Here is a 26,675-nt window from a genome sequence, read left to right as displayed (position 1 = left end):
TTAGCACTAAGTCGCTTTAAAATCAAACAGCACTAAGATCCCTCTCCCGCTAAAATGCACGCTTTGGCTGTCTAACGACAGATATTAAAAACTATCTTTGCAATTCTACAATTATCAGTTCCTTAGCGTCGTGTAATATCACCAAGTGTAAAATTAGTCCTTGCGATGATAACACCAACTTAATACCTCATAGGCTAGGCGAATTTCAATAAAATCAGCCGCGCAGCCACCTTTATCGGGATGGGTAATGGCAATTTTCTTTTGATAGGCCCGACGTATCCCAGACCAATCAATATTTTTATCTACCCCTAAAGTCATCAGAGCAGCAGCAACCTTATCCACTGCACGGTAATGTTGCCAAAAACGGGCAAAGAGTGACTCCACTTCTGCAAGGGTAATGTTATTCAAGTTAGACCAGTTTAAATAGTAATGGGCTAGATCAGTATCGCGCATAGCCAAAGTATCTTTGGCCGCAGCGTGATTTCGCACTAAACAAATTTCTAATGGAAAAATAGTCAGTAAAAAACCTTCGTTTTTAATATCTCGTTGGATTTGATAAAGCGCATTCATAACAAAAAAATTCTTTTGAAATATGGCAATTTGAGGATCAACATCCTTTTCTATCAGTAGCAAAAATTCCTGTTGGCAAAGGTTGACTAAATCAATTATGGAACAAGCACTGTTTTGTTTTTTTAAATATCCCAGTATGTTAATAATCAAAGGATTGGTCATAGGTTCATTCCTTGTTGATTTAATACTTTTAAGCCAGTAGAGACATTAAAAATCAATCTTAAACGATTGTCTTGTAATGATAAGTCACCTTAACGGCCAAGCGATCACTCGCGGGTAAGTTTTATAACACACCTGCAATTAAAGATATAAAATATTTTCATCTCTTTTCAAGAAAATAAGTAATAGCTAAAATGCAACATGAAAAAATAATAACTAAAATTAATGATAGCCGCGTTAGACTGATTTGTTGATATGGTGAATAGTATTTATCTACTAGCCAGCTAAAATCCACAAAAATTATTGCATAACTACCTTGTTCGGCAAAGGTCTACAATTTATTATTGTGCAGCAGCAAAGTATTAAATAAGTCATCACCACTCACTTATCAGGGGTGATGACTTGTTGGTATTATCTATCTTAAATTTTTTCGAATACCGTCACTCTTAACTTGCGGTCAACATTATCATCAGGAAAATCACACTCACTGGTAAACCGTTCTGTCATTTTCAAAGTATGACCCGATGATTCAATAATTTCAGCATCTGACTCATCCCACGTTGCATCATAACGATGAAATAAACAAATCAACCAACCGCCCTGGCTTAAAAGCTTTGAACACATACTAACCAATTTAGAAAAATCTTGTCCTTTAGGCTGATGCTCTGCATAAGGTGACTTATAAACAGTTGGTGGTGGATCTAAAATAATGCCTTCGAACTGTTGACCACTTTTTATTGCCTTAGGTAAATGCTTATATATATCACCCTTTATAAAGCTGCGAGTGCCAAATTCCATAGTATTTTTTTCGTAGCTTTTTTCAATACGCGGTAATAACGCTTTCGATCTGTCCAGGTGAATAGCTGCCTTCGCGTTCCCCTTTAAAGCCGCTATACCCAAACTGCCCGTGAATGAAAATAAATTCAATACGCGACGGCCTTCACTATTATTAGCTAACCACTTACGAACGGGACGTGCATCCAGATATAAACCACAATTATGCATCGTGTCGGCAAGCAAACTATAATAGACCCCGTATTCTTTGGTAAATTCTGGCGCATCAGCAATATCGCCATGAAGCGAGAACATTCTATTCTTCAAGCGTAACCCGAGAGTTTGATCACCTTTTGCCATAATAAGCGTGAAGGGAAAACACTGTAATAGTGCATCTTTTATTACATCAAGGTCCTCACGAATATCGTCTTTAAATTCGACCAAGGCCATAGTGCCAAATTTTTCAATAACTACACCCGGCGCTCCTTCGGTGTAACCATGGAAAACACGCCAAGAATCAAATTCATCTGATTCATTTAAGACTTTTCTATCATTCCATGCTTTTTCGATGAGATCGTGCCACTTTATAGTCAAATCTATGTCCTGCCCTTAGGTATATTTCTAGTGTGGATTGTCTATATTTGTTAGATAATAAGTTAACAAAGAACACACTATCGCTTAAAACTTGTCAGCACGAGTTACTTTTAAAGCAGTACATCAAATAAATAAAATAATATAATGCTGCAACACGAGCTTATTTAAGCAATATTATAACTAACCACCGCCTGTCTTAATACTGATATCCCAATAAATCAACCTTGTTTTTAAAAGTTACCCTAATTGAGCCTATTTTGTTTAGGATACTTTTTTGTGGCTAGGATCATCCAATGTTTTATTGAGCACTGCTTGTGATTTAAACTGATTTTAGGCGAACGACCACTAGATAATCAAAAGATAAAAGCCAAAAGACATGTCGTTAATATTAAAAATAAGAACTGCAGTAACTTTTACTTAGAGAGCTTGCAGAGAAGAAGGTACCAGAAAATGAACCGTATTATTGGCTTAACAAAATCACTTCATATATTTTTGCCAAAGTGCTTGGTAACGCCCATCATCTTTTACTTTATCCAATGCATTTTGTAATAGGATAACTGTTTCATCAGATGTTTTTTTACTTAAGGCAAAATAATACTGATATTCCCCTGATAACAGCTGAGTGGCTTCAAAATTATCTATATCAACATTAGGCGTAAGTAATTTTAATCGCCAGGCTAACTCCACCGGACTAAAAGTTACAAAATCAATACGACCTCGAATAATCTTATTTATATTTTGATTTTTACGCGTAACGAAGGCTAAATTATCCCCTTCTTTAAAGCCGTTTTTTATTAGTTTATCAGATGAGGATGAACCTCGCATAACACCCACCATATAGTGTTTAACATCTTCTAATGAGTTCACTTGAATATCTTTTCTAGATATTAATTTATACAACCATATTTCGCGCGGGGCTATAGGCCCAACCCATTTATAAAGTTCTTCTCTGGACGGGTTCCTTACGATATCCAAGATAAGAACATTAGCTTCATTTTCAATAACTTTTAATGCTCTTGCCCAAGGAAGTAATTCAATGTTAGTTTCTTTATTTATTCCTATATCTTTAAGAATCAATTTTACCAATTCCACTGTAAACCCTCGGGGTACATGTTTACCTTCACTTAAGTAATAATTAAACGGCGGGAATGAATCTTCACCTATGATACGAAGCTTTTCTATTGCATGACTTTGAGCGGTAAATAACAGTGTGAATATAATTAAGATAATGCCTAGGCTTGAATTCCTTTCAATATTTTCCATTCTCTAAATTTCCTAATTAAGGTAATAACGTCTTTAGTTATATCTGGTGTAATGTCAAGCCATGGTAAATAGCTAAAATGTTATCTTTTTCTTGATTAATTAACCTTTACTTATTTAAAACATATACCTAATTTATGCTTTCAGCAAGCTACTAAGGTTATTCGCTATTTTGATCATCAGTTTTGAGTTTAACGACAGATATAAGGTATTTTTATCACTTAAAGAGCTGACTAGTCGCTCTTAATCAACCAAAAAAAGACATTTTCAGCTACCACGACCGAGTTTTTATAGCCGCCTGTTGCATCGACAATTTTTAGCGGCTGTTTTTGATATAATTAAATTTATAAAAATAAAAACATCGCCATGCCTATCCAAGCATCAAAAAAACTATCCAATTATTTATCTTTGGTGTCGTACTATTGACCGTTTATAGGAATGGCAGATCGTCTGAATTTACCTATAAATTCAGACGATGGCGTCGCGACTAAGATTTTTTTACTGGTAGGGTGACTTGTTAGTCGGCTGGGCAATTTCGATGGAAAAGACCATAACTACGCAAGAATTAGTAGGTCAATAGTGACTGAGTTAACGGTCATGGCCCCACAACGTTATTCCCTAAACTGTATGGCGTTAGATAGAAAACACTGATTAAGTTGGCGAAAAAACACCCATCGCACAGTAATATTTTATATATAAACAATAAAGTTTTATGTCAACTAACTGTCTATAATCACACACAAAACACAATTTAACACTAGCATATTTCATCAAATGATAGAGGGGTTATCATTAAATATATTTAAGTATACTCCCCCTGTAGCAGAGCCATAATTACAAACGTTTTTTATCAATAGTGAGTTTAGTGTTGAAGATACTTTTGCCTAAATACTATCAACATCAGCAGCAGTAAATAACTGAATAAACCACCACTACTTTTTTCTCTCTCATCATCGCCAGCGTCAAGCGGCATATTGTTAACGCTAAATTTAATAGTGTTGCTTACTGAAAGTCTTGGGTTACCGTTGTCAGTTACGGTCAAGTCTACTTGATATGAATTCCCGCCGGCCATAGAAGAGGGATCAAAAATAACAAGACCACCGTCGATAATAGGTGATGGAATAGTACCGGATATAAGCCAAACATAAGAAAGGATATCGTCAGCATTTTCATCAGTGGCGTTAGCAGATATTGTGACTAAACCTCCGCTAATATCAACGGATGACACAGTCACATTATTCTGTGTTATCGACAAAGAAACTTCAGGAGATATATTAACTATCTCCTCGAAACAGCCCTTTTCATCAACACTTTCTCCTGATGGAGTATTTGGACACTGATCAAGACTATTCTCTATGCCGTCATTATCATCATCAGCATAAACAGCGGGCGTATTTTCATTACAGCGCTGAGCATTATTTTGATTAGTAGCAGTACAGTGCGCTAAATAATCCACTTCCATGGTTACTTTACGCAGGCTTGGGTCTATCGACCCACCTAGATTTCCCCCCATAGCAACGTTGAGTAAAACAAACATCGGTTCTTTATATTGTGGACAATTCGATACATTATGTGAAGTGACTAAGGTATCATCCATATAAAATGATATGTTATTTTCATCCCATTCTATCGCGTAATCATGCCAATCGAGTACATCATTAGCGCCATTTGGATAAGCAAATCTCACTTCATTACCACAAGAGCCGCCACCGGTATTAAAAAAGTTAGTTATATAAGTACTCGGGCTGTTGGCAAACCATTCCCATACATCAATCTCGCCAGCACCGGGGTTGGGCCAATTAACAAAGTCATCATCATTTTTACGTGGGCTTTCAGCAATACGATTCTCTAACATCCAAAACGCCGGCCAAGCCCCCCCTTCAAGGTTATGAAAACGAATTCTTGACTCTATTCTGCCATAGAGAAACTCGCGTTTATCTTTACCGTTAATTCGACCGGAGGTCCAATCTCTAGATTGATTATTCAAGCCTACACAATTAGTTTGCTGCTTTCTGGCGATTATTTTTAAGGTGCCATCAGAGACATCAAAATTCTTATCAATGGAACTGTCATCATCGGTATAACACTGAACTTCGTTATTAAAATTAGCATCGACTTGGGCCGTCCAATTTTGCCAATTAACACTGTCTCCTGAAAAAGTATCTATATAGTTAACTTCCCAACCTGCCATAGTAGGTGTAGTTATTAGCAAACTCATTAAAAACAGTCGACTTTTAAAACTGATATTCTTTAGCATTGAATTAACATTGCGCGGATAAACTGAATATTGGTTCATTATCATTCTCTTTTCTCTTTTCTCTTTTCTCTTAAAAGAACTTATTAAATCAATCGATAATCAATTTAATAAGCTGCTGATTTTATAGTGATTTTAAAAAGGCTATTAATGAAACTTCGTCAGCATCAGAAAGTGCTTCATACTTAACTTTAGAAGCTTCTGATTCCCCACCGTGCCAGAGAATTGCTTCATCAATCGTTCTCGCCCGTCCATCATGCAAATAACTATGCTCGGGCGTACAAACTTCATTACCTTGGCCGCCAACTGGGTTTTCTACACCTCCAGTAACGCAAGCCGACAAACCTATGCCCCATAGCGGTGTTGTTCGCCATTCAGCCCCTGTAGCATTACCCTCTCCTAAGTTGTCAGCAAGACCTTCACCCATATCATGTAACAGTAAATCGGTATAAGGATGAATAGTTTGATTTCTTAGTTCTGTAAACGGATGATAGATACTGGTTTGCAGTGTTGCGGTATGACAATCCACACAGCCAATACTTGAGAATAACGCTTGCCCTTGTTGTACCTGAGGATCATCAAGGCCTCGTTGCGCTCGCACACCCAACAATGCAATATATTTCACTAAATTGTTTACGTGCTGGTCGCTTATTTCAGATTGGTCATGACCACATTCATTTCTCTCTTGTTGAGCAGAACCACAATCTGGTGATGGGAGTACAGAGGTCATCACCCCCATATCAGTATTAAACGCTGCCGCAACTTGATGCTTTATGCTTGATGTAGCGGCTTTCCAACCAAAACGCCCAAGACGAATATCTTGGGTTTCTGGATCGATAGTACTTTGCGCTTTACCTGAAATACCAAAGGGAGCAAATTCATCATTGACATCAGCCATCGCTAAAATAGTTTCTTCAGGAATTGCTTCTAATAACCCAAGACCAACAAGCTGAGGTGCAATACGTGCTGAGAATTTTTCTGGCGTACCTGTTGAAAACTTATAATTAGGTGAACGTAATCCATTAACCTCAGTCCATGATTCAATAACTACCGTTCCTTCGCTTTGTACGCTTCCCGTATTCGATGGCTGTAAAACATCACCACGCTGGGCATCGGGATCACCATCAGCATCAGCAATTTTAAAGACCCATTTATCTAATGCCTCGCCAATAGTTGCGGGAGCTGCCCTACCATTACGTTCATGACAACTTGCACAGCTATGATTAACAAAATGCGTACCTGACTTACCTGCCATTTCTGAAAAAACACCATTGGCTGGGTCTTCATCATGTTTACCATCAACAAAAGAAGTATGATGTATACGCCTTCCTAAAACGAACGCTTGCCCATTTAAACTTGATAAATTAGTTGCCATTTGCATGAAGTGGTCATTAGGTTCATTTGTATATTGATAAGGTAATGTGGTATTACCACCTAACCAACCTTGTTTAGCAATAGGGTGTGAGTTTTCACGCTCCGATGATTTATCATCAAAATCTCCGACTGTTTTCCAAGGAACCATGCCACCTTTACCGACTTGATAAAGATAAGTTGTGCCGTAATAATTTGACCGCCCCTTAGGAACGCCTAATAAAAACTGACTGACTTCAATTTCCATATGTTGGCCAATACTAAGGGTTTCTGTGCTTCCGTTAAGTCCGCGAAACTCATTAATGGTTACTGAATATTTATATTGATCGCCACTTGTACTTGTTTGCACAAGGTCGTCATCGTAACTACCGTGACCGACCGTCACAACGTTAGGCTCATAATTACCATGGTATTCAGCAATGGTATTCATTCCTGAATACCATGCCCTAAATTCTAATGCCTCAAGCTGCCATTGTGTTACCCATTCAATTAAAATAGATGAGCCGCCTTTAGCCACATAATCGGTGAATTTATAGCGCGCTGTTCTATGGGTCCAATAATGAGAAAGGTAATGGTCGTATTGCTGAAATTGATCCTCTTTAGCATGACGATCACGTCCTCTGTCAGCAAACTTGGTGACCACAGCATCATTAGTTACATAAATTAAAGCATGTTCTTGTGCCGTGCTAGAGGTAAAAAGTGGCACGATGTCACCAAAAAGTCCGTATTCTTGAAGGTTCCAACCCGCTATAGCCGCACCTTCAATGGTTCCTTTTTCGGTGTCACCTTTATAAAAATATAACGGTTTACCCTGATAGGCAGCTTGTGTTGTGCCATCATTTCGATTAATGATTGATAAATTTGGCACACCAGAAGCGACACCATCAGTCACTAGAAGCGGCGGCCAATTAACCGCACAACCGTCGTTGCAATTACTGCCGTCAAATCCAATGTCATTATCAAAGGTATATAAGCTAAAACCTGGCTTTTGGCTGTCTTCTCCACCAACAAGAATATCGTTGTTAAACGCCACTTCAATTAACTGTTCTACGGCTTCACAACCCAGAAAATCCACAAAGGTCCCGATAGGTGTATCTGGACAATTATCCAGATTATTAAACACGCCATCACCATCTGAGTCAGCACACCCCACCTCATTAATTTCTGCATTTTCAAGCGTATCTTGACACAAATCTAGGTCGTTACCAATACCATCTAAATCATCGTCAATAACCGCTGTTATTTGCAGCCAATTAATATTGAATGAACCTGCGTTTAACGCTAACCGTAAGGTAGAAGTACCGTTTGTCGTTAAAAAGGAATTAACCACATGGGTTTCAAAGGTTTGCCATCCCCCCGTGCTAGCAACATTGTCACTACCAATTGTATTGCCATTTATCGACAGCGTATAATTACCACCGCCTGAATCTGAAGCCACGCGGCTGCTAATGGTATAAGTCCCAGCACTTAAGGTTACCGAGTATTCTAGCCATTCTGTTGCTTGGGTATAACCGATATTGTAACCGCCGCCCACATCAGTGGTAACTTCGATATCTACAGCGTCATTACGGTAACTTGCTCCGCCTTCATTACTCACCGTGGTATCAAAATAGCTGATGTAATCTTCTGCTTGAACAAGCACATCAACAACCTCTTCAATGACCGCACAGCCAGAGCTGTCTACCCTTGTATTGTCTGGAGTTTCAGGACAAGTATCATCTGCATCTTTAACTCCATCATTATCACTGTCCGTATCGACACTAACAATAATGATGTCGCAACCACTCGCATCGACAGTGGTATTGGCTAATGTATTAGGACACGAATCGACTTGGTCGAATACTCCGTCGTTATCAGTATCTGCATTGATAGTCTCTTTTTCTGTTGGAGTTGACCCACCTCCACAACTTATTAGCGTACTGAGTAATAACAATGAAAGCATTTTTTTTGAAAGAACACTTAAAGCTCCTGTTAGTGCACTAAGATTTAATATTAATTTGCTCATTATTTTATTATTCTTCTATTAAAATATTCAATTAAGTCAATGATTAACCAGCTTAATGAATAATTTGGTTTATAACGATCCCAAAAGATAAACAATACAGCTGCACTTATATCAATAAGCGCTAATTCTGCATTTTTGAATTATCTTACTGTCGAGCATCCTAAAAATAGTCATGTTCAGACTTGAATATTTTTAGCACAATTATTGGTCAAACAGCATCAAAACACGGTCAAAGGGGGGATCGGAAAAGTTGAAATGGATAAGGGATATAAACAAATACTCATGATAAGCTTTTGTTATCACCCATACAAAAAATTACTTTAACTTCATTTAAAACAATAATTTAAAAACAATAGCTTTATTTTATTTCGTATTTATTTTAACTAAAAAATAAAGATCTCACAAAAATAAAGCGGCTTGTATATCTACATGGTTAACTATGTAGATATACAATTTATAAGTGCCTTAGGCTGGCGTAGCACCGTCAGTATTTTTATCTAAGTCATTCACTTCGGCCGCCATTTTTCCTCGACGTGCCTCAAGTTTACTACGGGTATCATGAGCCATTTTCTCAGTAATCGGGTAAGTAGCGACCATCCAAATAGCAACCACTGAACAAAATACAGGCACAAGTACATCAGCTAAGCGCATATAAAACAGCGTATCAGCAGATTGAGCTCCAGCTAACGCAACATCAAAACCTGTTGCATGAAGTAAAAATCCACCAGCTGCCATCGCCGCAGCCAAGCCTAATTTAACAACCCACCAATAAATTGAGCCAAACATACCCTCACGTCGTTCACCGGTTTCTAATTCATCAAGATCACAGACATCAGCAACCATAGATCCCATTAAGGTGAACAAGCCGCCTAAACCAAAAGAGAAAAATATCGGTGGAATAATCACTAGCATTGGATTATCCGGTGTAAAACAAATCCATTTAAGTGCATAACCAAAGATAGAAATGGCAATGGTTATGAAAAAAGCATTTCGCTTCCCTAACCAGCTTGATAATTTAGTAACAATAAAAATAGCACAAGACGTTGAAATAAATGACACCGTACCCGCCCAACCGACATATTCAGCACCTAATGCTTGATCGCCGCCAAAGACATAATAAATAATCACGTAACTTTGGAAAGCTGAAACCATCATAAAGCCGTTGAACACTAAAAAGGTTGCACCACATAAACTAAGGAAAGGCTTAAATTTAAGTGTAATTAAAAAGCCCTTAAAGAAATCAGCAACGGCATAACTCAAGCTTCTTGGTTTTACTGGTGGTGCATTCGGGTCAATAATCGTTTTTGAAGTCGCTATGGGTGTAAAGCGTTCAGTTAGAAATATTGCCGGTAAAATACCAACAATAATAGTAAATAGCCCAATAATTACCGCCAACCAACTGGCACCTTCAATCATATCGCTAAACAGCGATTCATTTTGCATAAACAGTAAGAACCAAGGTGCAAATAACCACGCAAATTGGCCCATAAAATTCTGCACAGCCATGATGCTGGTACGTTCATGATAATCAGGCGTTAATTCATAGCCTAATGCGACCCATGGTGTTGCAAAAATAGTATAGGCTAGATAAAAAATGATAGAACCAATTAAAAAGAACCAAAAGTAAAATTCTTCACTCTGGCCTCTCGGTAATTGCCATAACAAGGCAAAAGTAATACCTGCGACAATAGCGCCCCAAAATATATAAGGTCTGCGTCTACCCCACTTTGATCTTGTGTGATCGGAAATATACCCCATTAGCGGATCGGTAAAGGCATCGACCAAACGAGGTAATGCACCTAACAAACCCACTAAAGCTGGATTCATACCTAAACCCAAGTTAAGCACTATGGTCATAGTACCAATTGCCGCACCTAATAAGTTATTTACGAAAGCGCCAAAGCCATAGATAATTTTTCTTAGCGTGGAAATTTTATCTTCAGTCGCGGTTTGATAATGTTCTTGCGTACTCATAAAGCGCTATTCCGTTAAAAATGATTATTGAATGAAACTTTAGCCTAATTAAAATTTAGTGAAAGGTTTCAATTATAAAGGTCATTCGACACTATATAATTGTAAATCTTAAACAATATAAAAACGATGAGTCGGTCATTGTGGGGCGATGAAATGGTCACAATGAGCTTTTTCAATTGATATAATTTTTTCTACTGGCTCAAAAGTCCAATAAAAGTCTTTACTGAAAAATTGATAAAATCCCAATAACCTCAAAATAAGTCCACCCTACCGTATTTTAGTTGTATCAATTTACATTCGTAATAGTCTGTTAGAGTAAACTAATTTATAAATAATAGGGCTAGGATTACTTAACCGTTTAAATTTATATTTTTAATTTCATTTGAGAGATGTAATACCTGTAAATATTTGTCAGCAACTAAGCAACGCTAAGGATGTAGATAGAGCGTTTTACATGCCTGCTTAGCTCACTCAAATGACATTAAAATAAAATTGGCAAAATGAAGAAATTAAATAATGTCAGGATAACTCAATACTATGCAGCCACTACTTAGTCAGCCGTCAATAAAGAAACAAGTTGATGAGCTAATGTCAAAAATGACATTAGCACAAAAAATTGGACAAATGACCCAAGCGGAACGACTGAGCTGTACGCCCGATGATGTCAGAAAGTACCATTTAGGTTCGGTATTGAGTGGCGCTGGTTCATTGCCCGAAAATAATGACCTTAACAGTTGGCTAAAAACAACCGATAGCTATTGGCAAGCATCAATGGTTAGTGACGAAAATCACTTAGCAATCCCCTTACTCTATGGTGTTGATGCCATACACGGTCACAATAATCTTAAGGGAGCAACAATTTTCCCACACAATATCGGTTTAGGTGCTGCCGCCGATGCTGATTTAATAGCACGTATTGCACAAGTCACACGAAAAGAGGTATTAGCGAGTGGCGTCGATTGGGTCTTTGCACCCAACCTCGCTGTTGCACAAAATAATCAATGGGGTCGCAGCTATGAAAGCTACGCTGAAACCCCAGAATTAATTAATCAATACGCAAGTGAAATTATCAACGGTCTTCACGGAAAGCTTTCTGGTGAAGGCGTTATCGCTTGTGTCAAACATTGGGTTGGCGATGGAGCTACAACGCATGGTATTGACCAAGGTGATGCTAATATTTCTTGGCAAGAACTCAACAATACCCATATTAGCCCCTATATAAGCGCTTTAAAAGCGGGGGCAATGACCGTTATGGCGTCATTTAATAGTTGGAATGGCAACAAGTGCCATGGTCATAAGTATCTGCTCACGGATGTACTAAAACAACAATTGAATTTTTCTGGTTTCATTGTTTCTGACATGAATGGTATTGATTACCTCTGTGATGATTTTTATCTCTCGGTTGCTCAAGGCGTTAATGCTGGCATCGATATGTTTATGCTGCCCGAAAACTGGCAGCAATTTATTCACCATCTGCATAACCATGTTGAATTAGGAACTGTGCCTATATCAAGAATTAATGACGCCGTCCGCCGGATATTGTCAATAAAGTTTGCCAGCGGCTTATTTAATTCGCCTCGTCCCAGTGAAAGGATTTGGGCAAATGATGTTAGTTTTGGTGCTAGTGCGCATAGGAATATTGCACGAGAAGCGGTCAGAAAGTCACTTGTGCTGTTAAAAAACAAGAAAAACACACTGCCTTTAAAAAAGCAGGCTCGTATTTTAGTTACGGGTAAGAATGCTGATAATATTGGTCATCAGTGCGGGGGGTTCACCATTGATTGGCAAGGTGTATCAGGAAACGATCAATTTGAGGGAGCCACTTCTGTCTGGCAAGGTATTTCAGCAATTGCGCCCAATGCGGTATTAAACCGTGATAATGATGTTTCAGCAATATCGGCAAAAGATCATGATATCGCTGTGGTGGTTATCGGTGAGTACCCGTATGCAGAAGGCCATGGTGATATCAGAGATTGTGAAAACCTTATTATAGAAGCAGGGTCACAAATAAACGGTCAAGTAAATATTTCAGCGCCCTATGGCAACTCACTAGCATTAAAACAGTTACACCCAGAAGACTATCTATTGATAAAAGATATTAGTGATAAGGGCATACCCCTGGTTGTTATTTTGATCTCAGGGAGAACATTAATCATTAATGACGAATTAGATAAGTCAGCAGCATTCATTGCTGCTTGGCTTCCTGGCTCGGAAGGCCAAGGTGTTAGTGACATGCTCTTTGGCGAGTTTAACTTTCAGGGAAAGCTGTCTTTTTCTTGGCCCAAAAAAACCTCAGCAGAAAAGAAGAAAAATAAAACCAAACCACTCTTCCCCATCGGTTATGGTTTACGTTACAAAAAATAAAATAATGATATTCACTGGCAATAAATCCTACAATGATGGTGCATTCATACTTAGTGAGCACCCACCATCACTTAGAGCAACTGGCAATAGGATGGACTAATGCTTTGGTAATTTTTCCCTGTTGGTGTTTAACCAATGGTTGATTAATATAGCCAGTAAATTTAGCTGACATGCGTTCAGATATTAAGGTAGCGCCTGAGCTTAAATTGGCAATAAACCCCGTAGACTTTTGTAGTTTTTGTTTCTTTTTATTGGCCTTTTTATTGGCGTTATCACTATGTGAATCGACCGATAAGCAGCCCGCAGCGAAGCTCTGTTCACGACTCGCGGCAAGAATACAAATTCTATTTTCTGCGGCACGCGATAACAAGCAATATTCAACCTCACCTGGCTCTTGAATTTCAAAAGGCACCAGTAATAAGTGAACTTGATTCAACGCCGCTACGTTGACTATTTCAGGTATGGTGGCATCATCAGCTGTTAGCATAACAAGCTTGATATTACCTTGCTCTAACGGTAATTCTACAAGAGTTAACGCATCTCCAAGTGGTGTCCACTGGTATCGTTGGCAAAAGTGTAATTGCTGCTGTGTTGCCAATAAGCCTTGTTCGCTTATTAACACCGCCTGATGTGCGCCATCAATCACTAAACTAGTACACACATATTGAAAAGGTCTAAGTACTGAGCTGATTTGTATAATGAGTTGTTTACTCAAAGAGGCTATATCGGCGAGTTGCTCAGCATTATTCGTTATGGTTTTATCTGCAATAAAAAATAACTCAGGCAATTGAATAATATCACTGAGGTTGTTTTCAATGTAAAAACAAACATCTTCAATGGCTTGTTCATTAGACTTATAGGTTGCAAATATTGCGACATTCGCCGTTTCGGGAACCTTGTCACTATTCACATGCTTAGCCACTTTGATTATCGGTAATGTTAGCGCTTGATAAAGTTCAGGGCGTCGTTGTATAAAGACATCAGTGCCATCAGGTCGGCATTTGTTATTTGGTGCTATCGCTGAATTTTCTAAATCAATATCAGCAAATACAAAACCTGCTTCATTATGGTTCATTTTAGCGAGTACTTTACCCTCAGGAGAAACTATTTGGCTATGACCTGCGCCACTTAGAGAGCCCGTTGCTGACAATCGACCAATTTTATTTGCTGTGGCCAAAAACACTTTATTTTCACATGCTCGAGCTGGATCATGTAAGTGACTTTGATCGTGGGCAAATGTGCTTATTGAATTACAGAATAATTGCCCACCTTGTAAAGCTAATTCACGAGAGGTGTTAAAGGTCATCGTGTCGCTCCCCATTAGCAGTCCAATTTTTGCTAGCGGCGTTAAAGTTAACGTAGACGCCTGATTTGCATTAATAAAAAAATCATTTTCATGACCTTCTAATTTTTGTTTATCGACTTGGTCAAGGCGTTGCCCAAACGGCGAAAATAAACAAGTGGTTATACTAACACCGGCTTTAATCGCATCCTTTTTTTGTTCAGGTGAGCAGCTACTTGCAGCATCTCGCCTTAAAGTAACGTTTATGACTATGTAGCAGTGATGTTTTTTGGCTTGCTGTGCAATAGCCAGTAGAAAAGGACCGTCAATGTCTAAAGCTTGATGCCAAGCCTGACTACGGTCCTTGTACACTGGTTCAGTATGGCAAAAAAGTGTATTACAAAATTGAGGTAACACTATGAGTGCTGGCTGACAGACGGCCACCTCATTTATCATACGCAGGCAGGTTACTTGATTTTCTTGAACATCCAAAGTGGTGGCAAATTGAGAAACAGCGACTCGCATGATATTTTTTCCGGATAATGGGCTGGTGCAGTGATGCAAGCTTAAAGTCATAACTTTAAGCGAGGGGGATTTTATACTATTAAACATTGCAGCCCAAACTTTCGACAAACTTAAGCGTGGGATAACAATTAATGGTTCAGCAAGAGTGGGCAATTACACCTGATGGCGTTGCATTACTTATAAAAATTTCATTTGCATACCCAAACTAATGCGTTGTTGATGACGGTCATAGTCGATAAGTGAATCCCCATAACCATTAAAGTACTGTATCAAAAAGTCATAACCTTCAGTCAATGAATAAGAAAGATTTAGTTCGACACTACCTTTATTATCACTCAATTTAAGATTATTTCGCACCGCAGTGAAAAGGTTGAATTTGCCTAGCTGAGTACCAACACCAAATTCCATATGCCCAAGGTAGCCTGTAATATCTGGATTGTCATCACCAATCACAGAAAGTGGTGTTTCTTTTTCATCTTCAGCTAGTCGATGCCAAGCTTTTATATAATAAAAAGCACTTTCGTCACTAAACACTAACGACGCAAAAACTCGGTTCCAACTGCGCGATGAAAGACCACTTTGACCATTGGATTGATGATTGATGCCAAACTGAACTTGATTAAACTCAAAGCCTAATATGCTGTGATTCTGTTGCCAGCTGTAAAATAATTCAGGTTCGTAATTGGTTTCTCGAAAAGGTTTAGATGCCTCACTGTTGTACAATTGCCAATACGATACTGCGGTAAAACCAAAGTACAGACCTGAAGCATCAGTCGTTGGTAAATATATAGGAAACTTGATGCTAATTTGATATTTAGCCTCTACATTATCAACATTATCATTAGTTAACTCTTCAACCGTGCGAGTACCTGGCTTACTAATATAGGAGACTGGCAGTAGGTAATTTAATCTATGTTGCGAAATAGAAAAAGGGTTAGCGGTTGTTTGCAAAAGCGCTTGTTCTCTTTTCTCTAGAATAGATTTTTCTTTTTTTGTGACGACACTTATTTCTTCAGCCATTAATAACTGAGGTAAAAAAAACAGGATTAACCATAAGGTTTTAGTTATAACTGTTGGTATATGGACGTTGTTCAAGTGTTATTTCTCATAAAAATTTAGTATAGGATCGACTTATCAATCAATGTTTAAAAGCATTGTGATAATCGCTCAGTTTATTTTTTCGTCATTCACTGTTTTGTTATTAAGTACTTAAACAGGGGGTGATTAAGTACATTGTTAACTAAAGTTAATAATAGCCATAGTAACAGGTAAATCCAATTGGGACAGTCAAACTTATTTATGAGCTACTCGGCACTAAAGTACCGAATTTTCTCGACGGCAGTGATAAAAGTAGTTTACATAAGCACCAGGGTGCGGCTTATTGGCCTTCTGCTGATGATTAAAGTAAGGCTAATTAAATCAAAATATAAGTCGCAGTACCTAAAAAGATTAAAAAACCAACCGCATCGGTTATGGTTGTTAAAATTACACCGCCCGCAATGGCTGGGTCTACACCCAGTTTTTTCAATATTATAGGAATAAGCGCACCTGAAAGCGTGCCAGTAAGGCTCACAACAAAAAGAGCCAGCGCAAAAACGCCCCCTAACTGCCAATCGTCATACCATAAAATAGTAATTAAAAAGACCACTGCAGCCCATAATATGCCATTAATAAAAGAGACTTTTAATTCATGAATGGTTAGCGAAACAATATTGGCACTACTGACTAAATCGCGTGCAATACCGCGCGTAACTACAGTTAACGTTTGGCTACCTGTAACGCCTCCCATGCTTGCCACTACGGGCATTAGTACCGCGAGCGCGACAAGTTGCTCTATTGATGCTTCAAAAAAGCCAATGACCCAAGCAGCAACAAAGGCGGTGATTAAATTGGTGCCCAGCCAAATAGCTCTATTAAAAGAAATATGAGAAACAGGGGCAAACATATCAAGTTCTTCATTAAGGCCGGCGGAGGCCAATAAACGCTGCTCTGAATTATGTTTTAGCACATCGATAACATCATCAACCGTTATTCGCCCCAACAAAAAATTATTTTCATCTACAACGGGCGCAGAGATTAAATCATGGTCTTCGAAAATTTGTGCAACCTGAATGGCCGATTGTAACGAGTCAATCAAGGGCACATCATTTTTCATTACGTCGCCAACTGACAAGCTATTGTCCATTGAAACCAAATCACTAAGATATAAGGTTCCTTGTACCTTGTTATTCCTATCAACAACAACCAGTTGGTCAAGTTGTTCGGGCAACATACCTTCTTTTTTTCTTAACTTACACAAATACCGATAGACGGCTTTAAGACTAACATCCTTTCTAACCGCTGTAGCGTCAACATCCATCATACCGCCGGCTGTATTATCAGGAAAAGAGGCCACTGTCTGGTAACGCTCTTTTCGCTGACTATCCATGGCCTCAACCATAGCGGTTACTACAGGTAATGGTAAATCAGCATCAATGTCGGCTAACTCATCCATTTGAAGCGTCGATAAACATTTAAGTAAATCAGCTTCGCTGGTTTTTTTAATCAGAAATTGGCGCAGTTCGCGGTGTACAGAGAGTAAGACTTCACCCTTGTAATTTACCGGGATCAAACTCCAAAAATCATCGCGATATTTATTGGGTAGTGATTCGAGTAATCTACCCAATTTAGCCGGATGGTATTTCTCTATTGAAATCAGCAGCTCTTGATCGTCTTCTTGCTCTAATGAATGCGTTAATTGGCTAACAAGTTTGGTAAAAGTATTGCTCATAGGATCTACTTATAGTGATTAATTCAATCATTTACTGGAAGAGGCGTGCTTAGCAAGTTGCTTGAGCGTAACTTAGTCGCAATCACCACTGACATCAAGGCTTAGTTAACAGATCAGGCTATTACTTGAAAAGCCCGGCTAAATTTCTGTAAATAAAACACTTACTTTAGGCGCTTAACAATAAGTCATTGCTAAAAGCGCGAGCCAGTCACTAGACATTAAAATAACGGGGACAAAAATAATTTTAACAAGGTGCATATAATAATGTAGACAAAGCAGCCCATTGACCCGATAAAAGTCAGGCTATTTTACATTATTTACTTGGATAAGGCGGTAAAATTTACTTGATAGATTATATATCAACTATGCACCACTTGTTTTAGCTAGATATGGCGAAAAACAGCTGTTTAACTTCCATTGTAAATTAATAAAAAAAACAAAGAGTATTGAAGGATAATAAAAGTCAGGTTTTCTCTATTCCGTGTGATAAAAAGCGTCGATGTAAACACTGAGTGCAGATAATGCTAACCGGTTAGCTAACGCCTAAAAACTGTCAATAAGCCTTATGATAATAACGCTTAAACATCGCCTGAGGTTTTTAATAACTTGGCTTACCAAGCGATAATAGCTGCAACAATTTTATTATTTAAAAATACCACACAACAAAACAATTAGAGTATACACTGAGCCAATTATTTGTATTAAACAAGGGTTACAATGAAGGAAAATATGCAGACATTCATCGCTTTATTGTCAGCAGATGACGATAATGATTTACGCCAACATTATTTAGCTTCAAGTGAGTCAGAAAATATCATTCAATTAGCTTATCTATTTCAACAAGGAATAGCGCAAGTCGCATCGTTTGATTTTTATCAACAATTAACCACGACATTAATAGCCAGTAAAATTTTACCTGTTGCGCTTATCGCACAAATTAAAACAAACGACACATTGAGTTTTTTTACCCCTGCCCTTCAGGTACAAGACAACTTTACAAAAACAGATCACAGACAGCGCAATGCTTTACATTATTTATTCGCTGGCAATAAAGTAGCCGCCAATACCCCACCCTTTATTTATTTACGTTCAATGATGTTATTTGGCAGCAATAATACCTTACGTGATGCACTGTGCCAGCGTGACCTCGAAAATTTAACCCCCATTGAAGTTTATTTATCGTCTAATCAAAGTTTAATTTCGCTAGCGCCGCACGAACTTACCGCATTATTGGCCTTAATAGAGATTGAAAGTAAACAACAGCCCTTAGCCACAAGCAACTACTCAAAGGTAATTAAAGTGGTTACTGAATTATGTTCTCGTCAAGATAAGCGCTTTGACAGTGAGCTACAACGTCTTATATTGGTCGCTATCTACTACAAAAAAGCCATTAACGATATCGTTAATGGCTTACACTAAATTCCAGTTGGCGTTATAGCAATGATTATTGAGACTTATTATCTTGTAAAAATTGTTTAACGACTGCTACTGTTGCCTGAGGGTTTTCTTCGTGAGGTACATGCCCTAAATCATCAAAGATAACTAATTGGCTGTTGATAATATCTTTCTTAAATTTCATCGCAAGCTTGATGGGGATGAGCTTATCCTTTCTTCCCCAAATGATAAGCGTTGGTACATTTATTGTTGAGATTTTTTTGGCTAAATCTCCGGGTACCGTCTGCTTAAAGCGTTCTTTTAGAGCGTTACGATTTCCTTCACGAAGCGCCAAATCATAGTACCTGTCAACTAATTCACCGGTGACTAAGTCAGGGTTTCCATAAACATTCTCAACACTTTTTTTCACCAATGATTTAGGTAAAACATTTTTTAATAACCGGCTTGTTATTGGATTTTTAGACAATTTAAAGGCTAAGGGTAAAGATTCAGACTTAAAAGGATAGCCACTCGCGTCGACTAAAATTATTTGAGAGACTCGCTCTGGATATAACACTGCGGTAGCCCAAGCAATATACCCGCCTAAAGAGTTACCTGCTAATACACTTTTTTTAACCTTTAACTTATTTAACACAGCAATAACAACTTCAGCATAATGCTCAATAGTGTAATTATTTTTAGGATCGGGGCCGGTCAGACCAAAGGCAGGTAAATCAAAGCGAATAACTCTGCGTTGTTTTTTTAGTTCGTCAACCCAGCCATCCCATGTATGCAGTGACGCGCTCGTACCATGAATTAAGACAATAGGCTCTTCATCTGATTTTGGTCCTTCATCTCTTAAATGTATATTCATACCGGCAATCTGCATAAATTGTGATGGTTCAGCAGCCCAGCGCTTGCTGAGTTCAGCGACAGACTTATCAGCTGCTTGATTAACATAAAGATAACTGGTAAATAAAACGACTACGCTTAGCAGTATAAACAGACTGATTTTTAAAATTTTCAAGAGATTATTGGCCTTTTTCTCTATATATTGCTGATGAAGATTGATTGTAGCTGAATTTATTCTATCAGTAACAGCTACAATGAATAATCATCCCGGGTAAATATCCAAACATTAACAACGCCATAATGATAAGTCGTTATTAAGCATAATCGTAATTGCCTCCAGACTTAAGGGCTTTTTGATAGGCTGAACGGGCTTGAAAACGCTTAACGTAAGCGGTAATTTCTGGGTAGTTATTATCATTTGAACTTTTGGCAACCCAAGCCTCTAGAGGAAAACTCATTTGAATATCAGCACCCGATAATTCTTCTCCAGCAAACCACTGATTATTTTTTAAATGGCTTTCGATAAAGTCTAAGTTCCCGGTAATATTTGGCCCAACATAGCCTTTCATTACTTTTTTCACAATCCCTCTAGCAATTGGCTTAACAAAAAATGGCATCGTACTTTTCAATATTTTTTCAAAGATAATTTTTAGTAATAATTGTGGCATCAATGTTCCCTCAGCAAAATGTAACCAGTAAATATACTGGCGATGTGCTTCTGTGCCAATATCGGGAGTAAAATCATCACCACCATAAGTTTGTGCAAGGTATTCAATAATGGCTCCAGACTCAGCAACAGTAATGCCACCATCAGTGATCACTGGAGATTTACCCAATGGATGTACTTTCTTTAAAGTGTTAGGCGCTAAATTTGTTTTTAGGTCTCGCTCATAACGCTTAACGTCATAAGTTACGCCAAGCTCTTCTAAAGCCCAAAGCACCCGCTGCGAACGTGAATTATTAAGGTGGTGTACAACAATCATAGTTTTCCCCATTAAGATAAAAGCCTAAAGCCAACTATTGTACTATAAATCGCTATCAAGATTTATTCGTGATGACCGCAATCAATAGTACAATAGTGCTAAGTATATATTATTTTAATAGCTTTATTGCCCAGCGTCGCATACGATTGAACCACATAATTATACTATCGGACTATTTTGATGCTTTGGACCTCCAGTGTTGTATTACGTCGAGATATCGAGCAACACCAGCATAACCTTCATGAGTTTGTCGTTTGTTTAAAAGGTGCTGTAAGCATAACGATTAATGACGAAAGCCATCAACTTTTAAGCGGACATTCCGTTTTTATCCCTGCTCAATATCAACATTCAATCACGACAGATAAAAACATCGAAACAAAATTACTGTTTGCATGTATTGCTCCCCCGTCCTTTGATAACTTGTCAACACCCGCCAACAGTTTGTATTTAAAAACGTTATCTAAAGGAGGATTTCTAACAAACAATCTCAATTCAAGCAGCCAGCACAGCACGCAAGGAATGCAAAAAATTGCCAATGAACTCGAAATACAACCCATATCGAGCTCACCATTAAATGTTTGTTTAAAAGAAAATCTCTACTTACGACTATTACTGAACCATATCAGCAATGCCGGTTACGAGCAGCAAGCAAATGCACAATCATCTTTGCGAATGACCAATGCTCAAGATTGGATCAACAATAATTACACTATGGATATCACTCTAGATAAGGTGGCAAAGCAAGTTAATCTATCAAGAAGTCATTTTGCTCGCCAATTTCGCCAGCACACCGGTTTCAGTTTTATTGAATACCTTTTAAAACTGCGCTGTGATGCCGTTGCTAAAAACCTTGCTAGTACCAACACCGATATAACCGAAATTGCTTTTGCTTCGGGCTTTAGTAATCTAAGTCATTTTTACCGGCACTTTAAACGCCGCTACGGGATAACTCCCGGTGCTTTTAGGCTAATGATTAAACATCAAGGGGTAACACTGATACCTTAGGCCACTTTAAAATTTTTCTAGCTAAGGGGTTTTGTATCCTAAGTGTTGTTAAAGATATATTAGCGCAAATATATACTTCAAAACCCTATAAGCTCAAATATAATAAAGTTACCCTTACAAGGTTTTGAGATAGAGTGACACAAGATTCATGCAATGTGTTGTCAGAATCCTTTTTTCGAAGTAACCACAGCAGAAATTTGTCTGCGCCAGATAAATTTATCGTTTGAGAACCTGCTTAGATTCACGGTTAAATGCCTATCGATTATCAGAATTATAAAGGGGAGCTAAGATATAAACTTTGCTGAAGTCTTTACGAGTAATGGGGATAACGTTGAGCAGGTATTATGCAGGATAACAAAAAATAAAATTGAGCACGATGAAGATAACGAATACCTACTTCAGCATGCTTTAAATCAGCCTCCCTTGAATAAAAAGCGGAAACTGATCAGAATATTTAATAACGGGCGCTTGTCGATGAAAGGAAAAGAAGCAAATTCACTGCAAAAAATGGCGTAACCTTATAAATAAACGCCAATTTTTGATTTGTATTTATTAGCAGCACCCGTCAATTTTATTGTTTTATTAGTATGACGACATTGATAAATTTAACCGTATGTTAATCATAAGTATTAAATTTATTAAACTTTATAATAGAGGTTAATTCATCACCATATTCTGCACCCTTCTCAGAATAACGGTCTAACTTTTTAACTAAAGAGTAGGGGTTATCAGTTTTTAGTCGCAATTCTCTAAACTTTTTAAAGGCGGCACTACGCCCAAGGGTTCGATAGTAACCTCTTACCGAAGCTTTAACAGAAGGATATTTTTTTAACCAAATGGTTTTATCTCCCCTTTTTTTCAGTGCCGCGATTCTAGGTTCATCTTCATCAAATGACCAAACACCAAAAATATTATTAGCTTTATTAAAAAAACGAGAGGTTGCCCAAGCACTCTCCATTGCCGCTTGTGCAATAGCAATACTTTTAGGGTGAGGTTTAAGCGCCATTAACAGTTCGTTATCAGTTTTGGCTTTATATTCTATTTTCAGTTTTTCTATCATATCGTTATCACTACCTGACTTAAGTGACTCTGAAACGTCAAGATATTGAACCATAAGTTCATCATAAACTTCGTCTATTGCAGGAATAATTAAATTTTTAAAGCGAGCCTTTTTCTCTTGTACTGTCATTTTTGGCAAAGTAGTTTCATTGGCGCCATAGAAATAAATCGCTGTCGATGATAATAATATTAAGGGGATAAGTATCAATAATGTTTTTGACTGAAAAGCTGTTAATTTCATAGCAAGCCTTGTAGTTAGAGATAAATTGTTAAGAATAAAAAGCGGTTAACTTATCGGAAGTATAGCATATACGCCGCTAAAGCTTTAAAAGTAAAGTCACCTAGTTCAGACGTATCGTGTCAGCAAAAATTTACTTGTTTGATAAACACCAGTGAAAAATTATTTTTCGTCTATTTTTCGTCTGTACTTATTTTACTTATTTATTACCTTATTAACTAACATATGCCGCTAAAACTATTTTTATTAATCATCAGTTTGTTATTTACCCTGCCTTCCTTTGCTCAACAAAAAATCACTATTGCCTTTGGTGATGCTCTTACACCTTGGGTAATGCCTGAAACTAACGACGGTATAATAATAACCTTAGTAAGAGAAGCCATAGCTCCAGCTGGCTATGAAGTAGAAGCCATTTATTATCCATACGCTCGCCGGATAACATCATTCAGAGCTAAAGATGTTGATGCGGCTTGTGACATGAACTTAAAAACAATGACCAAAGAAAACCTTACCGGTTTCTTATCTGATGAAGCTTATGCTTACGAAAATTTTGCCTTCGCATTAAAAAAGCATAATTATAAATTTACTCACCTGAATGAGCTAGCTTCATAATCTTTATTATCTTGGCAAGGCGCAAAAACACATTTGGGTGGAGAGTATGCCGTAATGGCCAACAAAAAACCGCTTTATCTAGAGAATCATGATCAAAAATTACAGGTTAAAATGTTATATCTAGAACGTTTCGATATCATCCAGTTAGACCTACAAATATTTAAACATTACCGAGCTAAAATTCAAAAAGAAGGACAAATCAATACCCATTTATTAGTAGATAAGTTTCCACTCTTTGGAGCAAGCCCTAATAATATTATTTTTCATGATAAAAAAGCCAGAAATGGCTTCAATAAAGGCCTTAAAGAATTAAAAGCGAATGGTCGTTATGAAGAAATATTTGCATCGTATACCTTAGATAACTAGTGAGTTATTTACCGGTTATAGCCTAGCCTCGAAGGATGACAAACTATTAGCGAAAAGTGTTCAACGTTTAGTGGTTTACACTTATCAATTTCATCTCAATTTTATTCATCAATTTTATTCATCAATTTTGCACAAATAGGATATTCCTCCGCTATTTTATCTCCGTTCGCTTAAACAAAAATATTACAAGGTTAGCTTCATAGCTACTTATACTCTATATCTCACGTAAAAAATACCGTTAGTTTAATCTGATCTTGACCAGAATATTAAGCTTAATGTAAAGTTAGATTAAATGAGCTTATCGTTCATCTTAAGCATTATTTCACTCAACTATTTTAAAGGGCAATGCTATAGCGAAAGCATTTTTTTTTACGCTAATAGCCACTAAAGTCTGGACTAAATGACTAAAATTAAAAACATACAAGATGTCTCTTTTGGCACACCTATCGGTATATCGATGGGCAATGTAACCGCTTATTCTAGCGATTATGATACCGTAGACCCATTAATCTATAAATCGCGTAGTCACTTTAGAAGCTATGTAGATGACATTTATATGGGACATAAATGGCAATGTGTTGAATTTGCTCGTCGATGGCTTTACACCAACAAAGGTTATATTTTTAACGATGTAGCGATGGCTTACGAAATATTTAATTTACGTTCTGTGAGAGATATTGTAAATAATAACGAACTCGCCTTAAATGCCTTTGAAAATGGTGCAAAGAGATTACCTGAAGTAGGAAGTTTACTGATTTGGGATGAAGGTGGAGAATTTGAAGAAACGGGTCACGTAGCTATTATTACTGCAGTTTTTAACGATAAAGTGCATATCGCCGAACAAAATATGGCCTTTGCACCTTGGCCAAATGGGCAAAACTATTCGCGTGAAATAAAAGCAAAATTAGGCAGTAACGGCGACTACTGGCTGCACTGCCCTTCTGATGGGTCAACCATTTTAGGGTGGTTAATACAAACTGATGATGAAACAGATGCACTGATTTTTTCTCTGCCAGAACCCGCAGTGTTTAATATTGAAGCTTGTACTGCGCCAGCACAAAATAAAGCCAATACCCCTTGGTTAAACCTCGCCAATGACGACGAATATGCATTTTTTCAAATGATGGCTGGCCATAGACTGTCATGTGATGATGCAAGCGCTTTACGCTATTACCGTATATCCCCCCAAGCTCATTTAGCACTCGAAACGGCCACAGATGAACTGCATCAAATGTTTATGCATGCTACCGATTACGTGCTGGAACATCCAGAGCTGTTGGAAAAATTTGGCTTACCCAAAAACCTAAATGAAAAAATTCAGCGCTCATGGTCTAACCGTGCTAATCAATTAGTAACAAGCCGTTTTGATTTTTCAATGTCTGAACATGGCTTGAAGGTCTACGAATATAATTGTGATTCGGCATCATGCTATATGGAGGTTGGAAAAGTACAAGGTAAATGGCTAAAACACTTCCAAGTAAAAGGAGGAACTGATGCAGGCACAGCCTTATTTAGCCATTTAGTTAAAGCTTGGCAAGCTCGTGCTATCGACTCCGTTATTCATATATTACAAGATAATGACCCCGAAGAAACCTATCATGCACTCTTTATGAAAAACGCCATAGAAGCGGCGGGCCATCAATGTAAAATATTGGTAGGGATTGATTCATTAACGTGCAATATAAATAATGAAATTGAAGATTCAGCCGGCATAAAGATTCAATGGATATGGAAAACATGGGCGTGGGAGACTGCACTTGACGAAATAAGAGCAAATCAAGATGATGTTATTAATAAAACTCAGCATAATAAATCCATTAAACCTAGCTTATCTGACGTACTACTAAACGATAATATTATGGTTTTTGAGCCACTTTGGACACTTATTCCTAGCAACAAAGCGATTTTACCTGTGCTATGTATGCTATTTCCAAATCATCCCTACTTATTAAATACCAGCTTTGAATTAACAGATGAACTTAAGCAAACTGGCTACGTAAGTAAGCCAATCGTTGGCCGCTGTGGTGCAAATATAAAGATAATAGATGAGAACAAGCAAGTGATTGCCGAAAAGTCAGGTAATTTTGAGACAAGAGATCAAATCTACCAAACATTGTTTCCCTTGCCCTATGTTGAGGATAAGTATGTGCAAGTTTGTACTTTTACCGCAAATGGTCATTATGCCGGTAGTGGCGTAAGAGTGGACTCCTCTATGATTATAGATAAAGATAGTGATTGTTTAGCATTACAATGTAAACATGACGTATAAAAGAGTTCTTGGGCA

18 protein-coding genes are annotated in these 26,675 nt (G+C 37.8%); 6 read left to right on the top strand and 12 right to left on the bottom strand.

The features are described 5' to 3' along the window. Positions 1–153 precede the first annotated feature (153 nt). The 6 genes from H4J67_RS03370 to H4J67_RS03345 form a co-directional block, all read right to left on the bottom strand. A complete protein-coding gene (locus tag H4J67_RS03370) occupies positions 154–732 on the bottom strand; it encodes a DNA-J related domain-containing protein (RefSeq protein WP_182174449.1) in 579 nt (192 codons plus the stop codon). Between the two features lie 417 nt (positions 733–1,149). After that, a complete protein-coding gene (locus tag H4J67_RS03365) occupies positions 1,150–2,097 on the bottom strand; it encodes a class I SAM-dependent methyltransferase (RefSeq protein ID WP_182174446.1) in 948 nt (315 codons plus the stop codon). Positions 2,098–2,574: 477 nt separating this feature from the next. Further along, complete coding sequence (locus H4J67_RS03360) at positions 2,575–3,360, bottom strand: ABC transporter substrate-binding protein (RefSeq protein ID WP_182202876.1); 786 nt, start codon at positions 3,358–3,360, stop codon at positions 2,575–2,577. A gap of 859 nt (positions 3,361–4,219) precedes the next feature. After that, entirely contained in the window at positions 4,220–5,653 is a 1,434-nt protein-coding gene (locus H4J67_RS03355; RefSeq protein WP_259368469.1) for a glycoside hydrolase family 16 protein, read from the bottom strand. An 82-nt stretch (positions 5,654–5,735) separates the two neighbouring features. Further along, positions 5,736–8,987 (bottom strand): di-heme oxidoredictase family protein, encoded by a 3,252-nt coding sequence (locus H4J67_RS20995; protein WP_182174440.1) that lies wholly within the window; start codon positions 8,985–8,987, stop codon positions 5,736–5,738. A 465-nt stretch (positions 8,988–9,452) separates the two neighbouring features. Beyond that, positions 9,453–10,961 (bottom strand): MFS transporter, encoded by a 1,509-nt coding sequence (locus H4J67_RS03345; RefSeq protein ID WP_182174437.1) that lies wholly within the window; start codon positions 10,959–10,961, stop codon positions 9,453–9,455. Positions 10,962–11,498: 537 nt separating this feature from the next. On the opposite strand from H4J67_RS03345, the gene H4J67_RS03340 reads away from it, so the two are divergent. Next, complete coding sequence (locus H4J67_RS03340) at positions 11,499–13,325, top strand: glycoside hydrolase family 3 protein (protein ID WP_182202874.1); 1,827 nt, start codon at positions 11,499–11,501, stop codon at positions 13,323–13,325. 67 nt (positions 13,326–13,392) lie between these two features. Here H4J67_RS03340 and H4J67_RS03335 read toward each other — a convergent pair whose 3' ends face one another. From H4J67_RS03335 to mgtE, 3 genes are all read right to left on the bottom strand, one after another. Next, positions 13,393–15,285 (bottom strand): nitrilase-related carbon-nitrogen hydrolase, encoded by a 1,893-nt coding sequence (locus H4J67_RS03335; protein WP_259368468.1) that lies wholly within the window; start codon positions 15,283–15,285, stop codon positions 13,393–13,395. A 24-nt stretch (positions 15,286–15,309) separates the two neighbouring features. Further along, positions 15,310–16,227 carry a phospholipase A gene (locus H4J67_RS03330; RefSeq protein ID WP_259368467.1) on the bottom strand — a complete coding sequence of 306 codons (918 nt, stop codon included), beginning with the start codon at positions 16,225–16,227 and terminating at the stop codon, positions 15,310–15,312. Between the two features lie 319 nt (positions 16,228–16,546). Further along, the gene (mgtE, locus tag H4J67_RS03325) at positions 16,547–17,902 is read right to left on the bottom strand and encodes a magnesium transporter (protein ID WP_070374140.1); all 1,356 of its coding nucleotides are present in this window, start codon (positions 17,900–17,902) and stop codon (positions 16,547–16,549) included. Positions 17,903–18,631: 729 nt separating this feature from the next. On the opposite strand from mgtE, the gene H4J67_RS03320 reads away from it, so the two are divergent. After that, positions 18,632–19,321 carry a hypothetical protein gene (locus tag H4J67_RS03320; protein WP_182174431.1) on the top strand — a complete coding sequence of 230 codons (690 nt, stop codon included), beginning with the start codon at positions 18,632–18,634 and terminating at the stop codon, positions 19,319–19,321. 25 nt (positions 19,322–19,346) lie between these two features. Here the strand turns inward: H4J67_RS03320 and H4J67_RS03315 are convergent, their stop codons facing one another. Next, positions 19,347–20,303 carry an alpha/beta fold hydrolase gene (locus H4J67_RS03315; protein WP_259368466.1) on the bottom strand — a complete coding sequence of 319 codons (957 nt, stop codon included), beginning with the start codon at positions 20,301–20,303 and terminating at the stop codon, positions 19,347–19,349. 139 nt (positions 20,304–20,442) lie between these two features. Beyond that, positions 20,443–21,111, bottom strand: coding sequence for a glutathione S-transferase family protein (locus H4J67_RS03310; protein WP_182174428.1), 669 nt, complete (start codon positions 21,109–21,111; stop codon positions 20,443–20,445). A 180-nt stretch (positions 21,112–21,291) separates the two neighbouring features. On the opposite strand from H4J67_RS03310, the gene H4J67_RS03305 reads away from it, so the two are divergent. Then, a complete protein-coding gene (locus H4J67_RS03305) occupies positions 21,292–22,116 on the top strand; it encodes an AraC family transcriptional regulator (RefSeq protein ID WP_182174424.1) in 825 nt (274 codons plus the stop codon). 616 nt (positions 22,117–22,732) lie between these two features. On the opposite strand, the gene H4J67_RS03300 is transcribed toward H4J67_RS03305, so the two are convergent. Then, entirely contained in the window at positions 22,733–23,416 is a 684-nt protein-coding gene (locus H4J67_RS03300) for a glucosaminidase domain-containing protein (protein WP_182174421.1), read from the bottom strand. A 222-nt stretch (positions 23,417–23,638) separates the two neighbouring features. On the opposite strand from H4J67_RS03300, the gene H4J67_RS03295 reads away from it, so the two are divergent. The 3 genes from H4J67_RS03295 (at position 23,639) to H4J67_RS03285 (ending at position 26,660) form a co-directional block, all read left to right on the top strand. Next, on the top strand, positions 23,639–24,025 hold the full coding sequence (locus H4J67_RS03295; RefSeq protein WP_182202873.1) for a hypothetical protein: 387 nt from the start codon (positions 23,639–23,641) through the stop codon (positions 24,023–24,025). A 54-nt stretch (positions 24,026–24,079) separates the two neighbouring features. Beyond that, positions 24,080–24,391 carry a hypothetical protein gene (locus H4J67_RS03290; RefSeq protein ID WP_182174403.1) on the top strand — a complete coding sequence of 104 codons (312 nt, stop codon included), beginning with the start codon at positions 24,080–24,082 and terminating at the stop codon, positions 24,389–24,391. A 400-nt stretch (positions 24,392–24,791) separates the two neighbouring features. Then, positions 24,792–26,660 carry a glutathionylspermidine synthase family protein gene (locus H4J67_RS03285; protein ID WP_182174400.1) on the top strand — a complete coding sequence of 623 codons (1,869 nt, stop codon included), beginning with the start codon at positions 24,792–24,794 and terminating at the stop codon, positions 26,658–26,660. Positions 26,661–26,675 lie beyond the last annotated feature (15 nt).

It is taken from the genome of Colwellia sp. BRX10-4 (assembly GCF_014077465.1).
In the GTDB taxonomy this organism is placed as follows: domain Bacteria; phylum Pseudomonadota; class Gammaproteobacteria; order Enterobacterales; family Alteromonadaceae; genus Colwellia_A.
The sequence above is the reverse complement of the archived record's forward strand: the minus strand, read 5'-3'. Positions and strand labels throughout refer to the sequence as shown.

Excerpts from the sequence above, each read along its gene's own strand:
- H4J67_RS03370 (WP_182174449.1), bottom strand. The coding sequence starts at position 732 with ATGACCAATCCTTTGATTATTAACATACTGGGATATTTAAAAAAACAA.
- H4J67_RS03360 (WP_182202876.1), bottom strand. The coding sequence starts at position 3,360 with ATGGAAAATATTGAAAGGAATTCAAGCCTAGGCATTATCTTAATTATA.
- H4J67_RS03355 (WP_259368469.1), bottom strand. The coding sequence starts at position 5,653 with ATGAACCAATATTCAGTTTATCCGCGCAATGTTAATTCAATGCTAAAG.
- H4J67_RS20995 (WP_182174440.1), bottom strand. The coding sequence starts at position 8,987 with ATGAGCAAATTAATATTAAATCTTAGTGCACTAACAGGAGCTTTAAGT.
- H4J67_RS03345 (WP_182174437.1), bottom strand. The coding sequence starts at position 10,961 with ATGAGTACGCAAGAACATTATCAAACCGCGACTGAAGATAAAATTTCC.
- H4J67_RS03340 (WP_182202874.1), top strand. The coding sequence starts at position 11,499 with ATGCAGCCACTACTTAGTCAGCCGTCAATAAAGAAACAAGTTGATGAG.
- mgtE (WP_070374140.1), bottom strand. The coding sequence starts at position 17,902 with ATGAGCAATACTTTTACCAAACTTGTTAGCCAATTAACGCATTCATTA.
- H4J67_RS03320 (WP_182174431.1), top strand. The coding sequence starts at position 18,632 with ATGCAGACATTCATCGCTTTATTGTCAGCAGATGACGATAATGATTTA.
- H4J67_RS03310 (WP_182174428.1), bottom strand. The coding sequence starts at position 21,111 with ATGATTGTTGTACACCACCTTAATAATTCACGTTCGCAGCGGGTGCTT.
- H4J67_RS03305 (WP_182174424.1), top strand. The coding sequence starts at position 21,292 with ATGCTTTGGACCTCCAGTGTTGTATTACGTCGAGATATCGAGCAACAC.
- H4J67_RS03300 (WP_182174421.1), bottom strand. The coding sequence starts at position 23,416 with ATGAAATTAACAGCTTTTCAGTCAAAAACATTATTGATACTTATCCCC.
- H4J67_RS03295 (WP_182202873.1), top strand. The coding sequence starts at position 23,639 with ATGCCGCTAAAACTATTTTTATTAATCATCAGTTTGTTATTTACCCTG.
- H4J67_RS03290 (WP_182174403.1), top strand. The coding sequence starts at position 24,080 with ATGGCCAACAAAAAACCGCTTTATCTAGAGAATCATGATCAAAAATTA.
- H4J67_RS03285 (WP_182174400.1), top strand. The coding sequence starts at position 24,792 with ATGACTAAAATTAAAAACATACAAGATGTCTCTTTTGGCACACCTATC.